6 protein-coding genes and 2 tRNA genes are annotated in these 6596 nt (G+C 48.7%); 3 read left to right on the top strand and 5 right to left on the bottom strand.

The genetic code is table 11. The annotated features are described in order from the left end of the window. Positions 1 to 403 precede the first annotated feature (403 nt). Together ACXAH1_RS21330 and ACXAH1_RS21325 are read right to left on the bottom strand one after the other, a co-directional pair. Positions 404 to 496: transfer RNA gene (locus ACXAH1_RS21330), tRNA-Ser, on the bottom strand. An 18-nt stretch (positions 497 to 514) separates the two neighbouring features. Beyond that, positions 515 to 605: transfer RNA gene (locus ACXAH1_RS21325), tRNA-Ser, on the bottom strand. Positions 606 to 1253: 648 nt separating this feature from the next. Between ACXAH1_RS21325 and ACXAH1_RS21320 the strand changes: the two genes are divergently transcribed. Then, entirely contained in the window at positions 1254 to 2117 is an 864-nt protein-coding gene (locus tag ACXAH1_RS21320; protein ID WP_475199463.1) for a diacylglycerol/lipid kinase family protein, read from the top strand. On the opposite strand, the gene ACXAH1_RS21315 is transcribed toward ACXAH1_RS21320, so the two are convergent. Next, the gene (locus tag ACXAH1_RS21315; protein WP_475199461.1) at positions 2083 to 3003 is read right to left on the bottom strand and encodes a DMT family transporter; all 921 of its coding nucleotides are present in this window, start codon (positions 3001 to 3003) and stop codon (positions 2083 to 2085) included. The genes ACXAH1_RS21320 and ACXAH1_RS21315 overlap by 35 nt on opposite strands. Before the next feature lie 108 nt (positions 3004 to 3111). Between ACXAH1_RS21315 and ACXAH1_RS21310 the strand changes: the two genes are divergently transcribed. Further along, positions 3112 to 4560, top strand: a complete 1449-nt coding sequence (locus ACXAH1_RS21310) for an aminotransferase-like domain-containing protein (RefSeq protein ID WP_253050748.1) — start codon at positions 3112 to 3114, stop codon at positions 4558 to 4560. A 49-nt stretch (positions 4561 to 4609) separates the two neighbouring features. Here the strand turns inward: ACXAH1_RS21310 and ACXAH1_RS21305 are convergent, their stop codons facing one another. Next, positions 4610 to 5392, bottom strand: a complete 783-nt coding sequence (locus ACXAH1_RS21305; protein WP_475199458.1) for a YggN family protein — start codon at positions 5390 to 5392, stop codon at positions 4610 to 4612. A gap of 315 nt (positions 5393 to 5707) precedes the next feature. Between ACXAH1_RS21305 and ACXAH1_RS21300 the strand changes: the two genes are divergently transcribed. Further along, the gene (locus tag ACXAH1_RS21300) at positions 5708 to 5890 is read left to right on the top strand and encodes a PA3496 family putative envelope integrity protein (protein ID WP_054017367.1); all 183 of its coding nucleotides are present in this window, start codon (positions 5708 to 5710) and stop codon (positions 5888 to 5890) included. A 76-nt stretch (positions 5891 to 5966) separates the two neighbouring features. Here ACXAH1_RS21300 and ACXAH1_RS21295 read toward each other — a convergent pair whose 3' ends face one another. Next, positions 5967 to 6416: a c-type cytochrome gene (locus ACXAH1_RS21295; RefSeq protein WP_475199457.1), complete on the bottom strand. Its 450-nt coding sequence runs from the start codon at positions 6414 to 6416 to the stop codon at positions 5967 to 5969. Positions 6417 to 6596 lie beyond the last annotated feature (180 nt).

The raw sequence follows: 6596 nt of genomic DNA, 5'->3' as shown, positions 1-6596 counted from the left end.
GGACGGTTCTCTTAAAAGCAATGGCGGAGAAGGAGGGATGACAAAATACGTCCTGTATTTTGCCCTGCGGGCCGCACTGAAGTGCGTTCAATTTTGTTCCAGACAAAATTGTCGAACCCTGGTCGAGGGTTCTCACCCACCTTCTCATTCGTGAACAGGTTTATTTCGGGCATAAAAAAACCGTCCACATTGGGACGGTTCTCTTAAAAGCAATGGCGGAGAAGGAGGGATGACAAAATACGTCCTGTATTTTGCCCTGCGGGCCGCACTGAAGTGCGTTCAAATTTGTTCCAGACAAAATTGTCGAACCCTGGTCGAGGGTTCTCACCCACCTTCTCATTCGTGAAGAGGTAAAATTTGGACATAAAAAAACCGCCAGTAAAGGCGGTTTTTCTATTATTAATGGCGGAGAAGGAGGGATTCGAACCCTCGATAGGGCTACAAACCCTATACTCCCTTAGCAGGGGAGCGCCTTCAGCCACTCGGCCACCTCTCCGGCGCAAAAACTTAAAAATGGCGGAGAGATAGGGATTTGAACCCTAGATACGCTATTAACGTATGCCGGTTTTCAAGACCGGTGCTTTCAACCACTCAGCCATCTCTCCATGGGCAAAGATAATACTTAGCGAATTTGATGCTGTAAATAGTTTTTAATTTGTTTGCTTAATTTTTGTACTCAAATGTGGCTTTTTTTATTAACTTGAATGAAATCTGGGCGATAAAGCGCATTTTATGATATTGAGTGACAGGGGAAGTGTAGAAAATGGGCATGTACGGTTGGGGGGAACATGCCCGAGGCAGACTTACTTATACATAACCACCTGACTTAACATCAGTTGTTTACCCACAGTATTTAACCATGCCTTTAGGTTAACGCGGCGCTTGTTATCAGGCGCTGTGGCTGTGTTTAGGGTGGTTTGCGTGTTGCTGCACGCTGCAGCTGAATTAAGCATGTCTGACTCCTCAAAATCTTAAAAGTAACAATGTTGTCTGTATCGACATGGTTATTTTGCGTGCATTGTGACTAAAAATAAAACGATAAAAATTGTTGATGAGGGATTAGAAAAACTAATGGAAATCTCGGGTGTTTTGCTTTGAGTAAATTATATAAATGATTGTTTATTCAGTCGTTCAAATGGGTGGGTTTTCTCAAAATTATTATTTATCAATGTCTTGATGTTGTTCTTTGTTTTTTGTGCCTTTATTTTTGGGTAATTATTCAGATAAGTTGAGTTTGTTTTTGAGAGGGTGTTTTGTTAGTTGTTTATAAGCCGGGAAGTGGGCGGAAGTTGCAACGGCAGTTAAATTGGTTGCGGGCTCAGGTAAAGCAACGTCAGCTGGTCGTTCGCTGGTACGATACGAGTGGCTTCTTCGGTCAGGATTGCAAAGCGATCAGGGCCCTGGCGCAGGACCAGCAACAGGTTGTGGTGGTAGGCGGAGATGGCACCATCAATCTGGTTGTGAATGCCATAGTTGGTTTACCTATTGCACTGGCTTGCCTGCCTGCAGGCACGGGGAATGATTTTTGCCGTCAGTTTGGTTACGCAGAGCGACACTGGAGAGCGGCCGTTTTTTCTGCTCACAGTGTCGCGATAGATCTGGGTGCCATCGGTGAGCGCTACTTCGTCAATATTGCCGGGGTCGGCTTTAATGCTGAGGTGGTGCAGCGTATGCGGGGTAATAAACGCGCCGGGGCACTGAGTTATGTATGGGGTGGGATCAGGCAGCTGTTCTGGGCGCCGACTGTCAGCGTTGCCACGTCGCAAGGCCCTGTGCTGGAGCAGGGGATGATGCTGCTGCTGGCCAATGGTCGTTATTTTGCAGCCGGGTTGCAGCCAGCACCGTGTGCCAGGCTACACGACGGTCAGCTGGAATGTATGTGGTTTAGTGCCAGCGCCTGGTGGCAGCGTTTAGTGGTGTTTGCGGCGATGCTGGTTGGATGTCACCAGCGCTTGCCCTGGGTATATCGTGAAAAACGTGCTGAATTAACCATTACAACGCCTAACCTGATGGTGGAGGCAGATGGCGATCTGGTGGCGCAAACACCAGTCACAATCCGAAGCCTCCCGGGTGCCTTACACCTCAGGACTCTGCCTGAGACGTTCTTGCCGGACTAAGCCAGGCGCGAATACGCTGATAGGGCGTGAGTACAATGGCGTTGCCGATCAGTACCAGAGAAAATCCGATAAAGGTGTTAAGCTGCCAGACAAACCCTTCAAACCAGGTACTGAGTGTGACGGCCACCAGAGGAAACAGGACGATCAGGTAACTGGCTTTTTCCGGTCCAATGTTTTTGAGCAGGTGGAAATAACAGGCAAACGCGATGACGGTACCGAATACCGACAGATACAACAAAGAGCCCCAGTAACTGGCACTGGCTTCAATACTAAATTGTAGCGGGCTGAGTGCCACATAGCCGCCTAAAAACAGCGCACTGTACAACATACCCCAGGCATTGCCTTGCAGTACGCCAATCTGGCGGTTGGAATTACGTACACTGACCATATTGCCCAGTGATGCGGTAAACATGCCGGCCAGTGCCAGTAGCAAGCCAATGAATGCCTCGCTGTTCAGATCGGCGCTGACTAAGTCCTGCCAGAATAAACTAACAATACCACCCAGCCCCAGTGTGGCACCGATATAAATACGCCCGGCAATGGGCTTGGCAAAAAACAGCCGGGTATTGACGATATTGGCAACCAGCAGCAGCGAAAAGGCAATCGACGCCATGGCAGAGGTCAGGCTGCCCTGCGCCCAGTATAACAACAGATAATTTAGCCCAAAGTTACCCAGAGCCAGCAGCATAAAAAAGCCATGATCCGTGAGCGAGTAGCGCATGGGAGGGCGCTTGATAAGCACATAGCACCACATGCAGGCCGCAGAAATTGCAAAGCGGTAAAACAAAGAGACCACTTCGTCGACCGTGCCCAGCTGAAACTCAATCGCCAGCCACGTTGAGCCCCAGATAAGGACAGTGATCGTATACAAAAAGACGTTGTTCATTCTTTCATCTCACAACAAGGACTAGTCAGCGTGGCCAGTTTAACGATATATTCTGTATATGCCAGATACAAAAAATGTGTTTTTAGACCTATACAGATTGAGCGTGCCATGAGTCAGACCAGCCTAAAACCCGATTATTTATATCAGCAAGTGATCACTGTGATACGTGAGATGGTGGAGCAGGGGTTGCTGAATCCTGGCGATAAACTGCCGTCACTCAGAGCGATGGCGGGTCGACTACGCGTGAGTATTCCTACGGTGCAGCAAGCCTATCAGCAGTTAGAGATGTCGGGTCAGGTTGTGGCCCGGGAAAAGTCTGGTTACTTTTTGCAAAGCGGTCATCCCACCGCCACGCCCAAGCGCAGTAAGTTGCCAGCAAAACCTGTGATGGTGAACAAACAGCAACTGATTGAGCAGGTATATGAGGGGATCCATCTTCCCGATGTGGCGCCGCTGGGACTTGCCAACCCCGTAGCTGCTGCCAGTCCGCAACAGGCTCTGGCCAGAAGTATGCGCCAGGCCATGCGTCAGGCTCAGGAGAGAATGCTCGACTATGGCGCAATTGATGGCCTGATGATGCTAAAAACGCAGATAGTGCAGCAATATCTGGCACTGGGGCTGACCGTGAACAGTGATGACCTGATCATCACCAATGGGGCGCAGGAGGCTATAGCCATTGCCCTGCAGTGTGTGACCCAGCCTGGCGATATCGTCGCGATCGAATCGCCCTGTTACTTTGGCATTGTGGAGCTGGTCGAAAATCTGGGTCTGAAAGCGATTGAAATCCCGGTCTGTCCGGACGATGGGCTGTGGCTTGACGACCTCAGTGCCGCGCTGGCACGGCACTCCATTAAAGCTTGTGTATTCTCGACCAGTATCAATAACCCGCTGGGTAGCCAGATGCCCGAATCCCGGATGCAGCAGTTGCTGCAATTATTGCGTGCTCATGATGTGACTCTGATTGAAGACGATGTGTATGGAGACTTGTATTTTGGCGAACAGCGGATCAGACCGGCACAGTGCTTTGCCCAGCCGGGTGAAGTATTGACCTGTTCGTCGTTTTCTAAGACCGTTGCGCCTGGCTACCGGGTGGGCTGGATGCTGGCGGGACCATACAGTGCACGGGCGAAGCGCTTTAAGCGCGCGCTGAGTTGTTCGGCCCCTATGATGAATCAATGGGCGCTGGCAGATTTCATGGCCAGTGGCGAGTTTCAGCGGCATCTGCGCCAGTTACGCAAGCGGCTGCACGACAACAAGCAGAAAATGCGCCTGGCAGTACAGAAGTACTTTCCGGAGCACGTCCGGGTCAGCGACCCCAAAGGGGGATGTGTATTGTGGCTGGACCTGGGTGAAGGCTATGATGGCGGTTTGTTCTTTCAGCTTGCGCTTCAGGCTGGGATCAGTGTGGCACCGGGTGCCATATTCAGCGCCTATGAGCGTTACCGCAGCTGTGTGCGGATCAGCTATGGTCTGCCCTGGTGCGAGCATATGGAAGGCTATGTGCGTACGCTGGGCACTTTGGTGGCACAAGCGAAAAAGCAGCCACACATGCGCTAAGTATTGAACTTATGCAAGTGTGGCCGACTGTGCAGGGATAAACCTAGGTTTAGCGGTACGCGAACAACTGATACCCTTTCATTTGGGGGATCATGGCGCTGAGCTGAGATTCTTGTTCTGCAATGGTCTTGAAGTTGCCACACAAAGCGTTGGCTTGTAGTTCCAGCGCTTTTGCCTGGTGCTCTATCTTTTGTTCAATTTCGGCACCCAGGTTTTCCATGCGCTGTTCAAAGCGGTCCATATCGCCGCCTGAACTGACCATTTCTGAGCCGATGGCGACCAGCAGGCTGCCAATGGATTCCATCATGGCGCCTTCTATTGCTTGTTCTATTTTTTCTTCAAACTGATGCTCAAACTGCTCACCGAATTCATTGAAGGCCTGCTCTCCCATCACAAAGGTGCCTTGCTGATAAAACGCGCCCTCAATCTCTGTATGCAGTTCATCCATCAGGCCCGACAAGGAATCGAAGTTGTGCAGATTAAACGCGGTTGCCACTTCTTCAATAGCGACGCCAGCCAGTTCTACGCCCTGCAATGCAATACTGGCCACTTTGGGCAGCTCGGCTCTGAGCGTATCGGCATATGTCTGCATGGCCATGCGTTCATCCTGGTTCAGCGAAACGGGTTGATCTGCAATAAACAGGAAGCCTTGCGCGTCTATCATCACAGGCTGGCCGTTGCCATTTTTGATAAATACCTGATCAGGGGTGATCTGTACGTCGTTTTTAAAATCAACAGCGCATTCATCCGTGCTGACAGAAAAATGGTTATCTGTGTGGGCTGCCACCTGGGTAGATAACGCCAACGTTGAAGCAAGCAGTATAGTTTTCATAATAGTGGTCCTTGGTGTGTTGATGACAAGGAAGAACCAACAAGAACAATGCCAATTTATTAACTTATTGATTATTATAGAAACGCCGTATTTTCCTGTGCGATGCATTAGCTGTTTTGTTCATCAATATGACCAAAAAGTGGTGCTTTTGACTAGTGTGTTTTTTGTGCAAAAGCATAATAAAAAATTTTTATCGTATAGATAAAAATGTCTTGCTTTTCAGCGCCTGAATTTAGCGCTAAATACTAACTTAAGCAGGCTCATCATTGCATGAACTGCCGGACTAGTTAGCGAATTTAAGTTTTGGAGCTTATCGTGGGTAAAACATTTTCCTATGATCCGTTAGATGAAGATTATGAAGACGACTTTGGCTCGTTAGACAAAGAGTTGCAGGCCCAGCAAAAGAAGCGGGTGAAGCGTCGTCTGGATGATTATTTGGAACAAAAACGCCTGAAGCGTAATCTGGGAGAGGATGATCTAGATTTCTTAGATGATTGAGCTTGATTGCGGGATTGTTACCTCGCTTGAGCGTTAAATGATAAGGCAGCATTTGCTGCCTTACTTGTTTAGATGCTTAGTCTTTGAACGAGTTGTGGCAGTCTTTACAGCCCTTCGCCCAGTTCTTAAATGCTGCACCAATGACTTTCTTATCGCCTGATTCCGCCGCTACAGCCAGCTTTTGCGCATAATCTGCGAATGCCTGTGCTTTGCTGTCAAAGGTTGCTCTGTCAGACCAGATAGCAGGCAGTGCGTCTGTTTCGCCTTTATCTGATCCAGCCGGGAATGCTTCCCATGGCATGGCAGACAACTGAGCTGCATTATTTGCACGTTGTTTAAAGCGTTCTGCGTCAAACGGGACTTTACCTTTGAGCATGTCGCCCATATCCCCAATCTGGTAACGGATCAGCTGAAACGCTGCTTTACGGTATTCAATTGCATCTTCCGGCTTTTCGAATAATGAACTTGCCTGAACATTCAAAGACAGCCCAGTTAACAGGCTTGTTAATAAAAGTGTAATTCTCATTTCGACCCCTCAATTAAAAAACTGACTCTGTTCTAAGGCTTTATAAAAGATATTGCAAGTCTCTTAGACGAGATGGGAATTCTGAACTAGATTATATAGTCGATTTGTGTGTATTTTGTTCATCACGTTTTACAAACTCATCAATGTGACAACATGATGATGGGTTGGTTTACGTTTGTT

Source organism: Pseudoalteromonas sp. AWH4_217 (genome assembly GCF_056161105.1).
The sequence above is the reverse complement of the archived record's forward strand: the minus strand, read 5'-3'. Positions and strand labels throughout refer to the sequence as shown.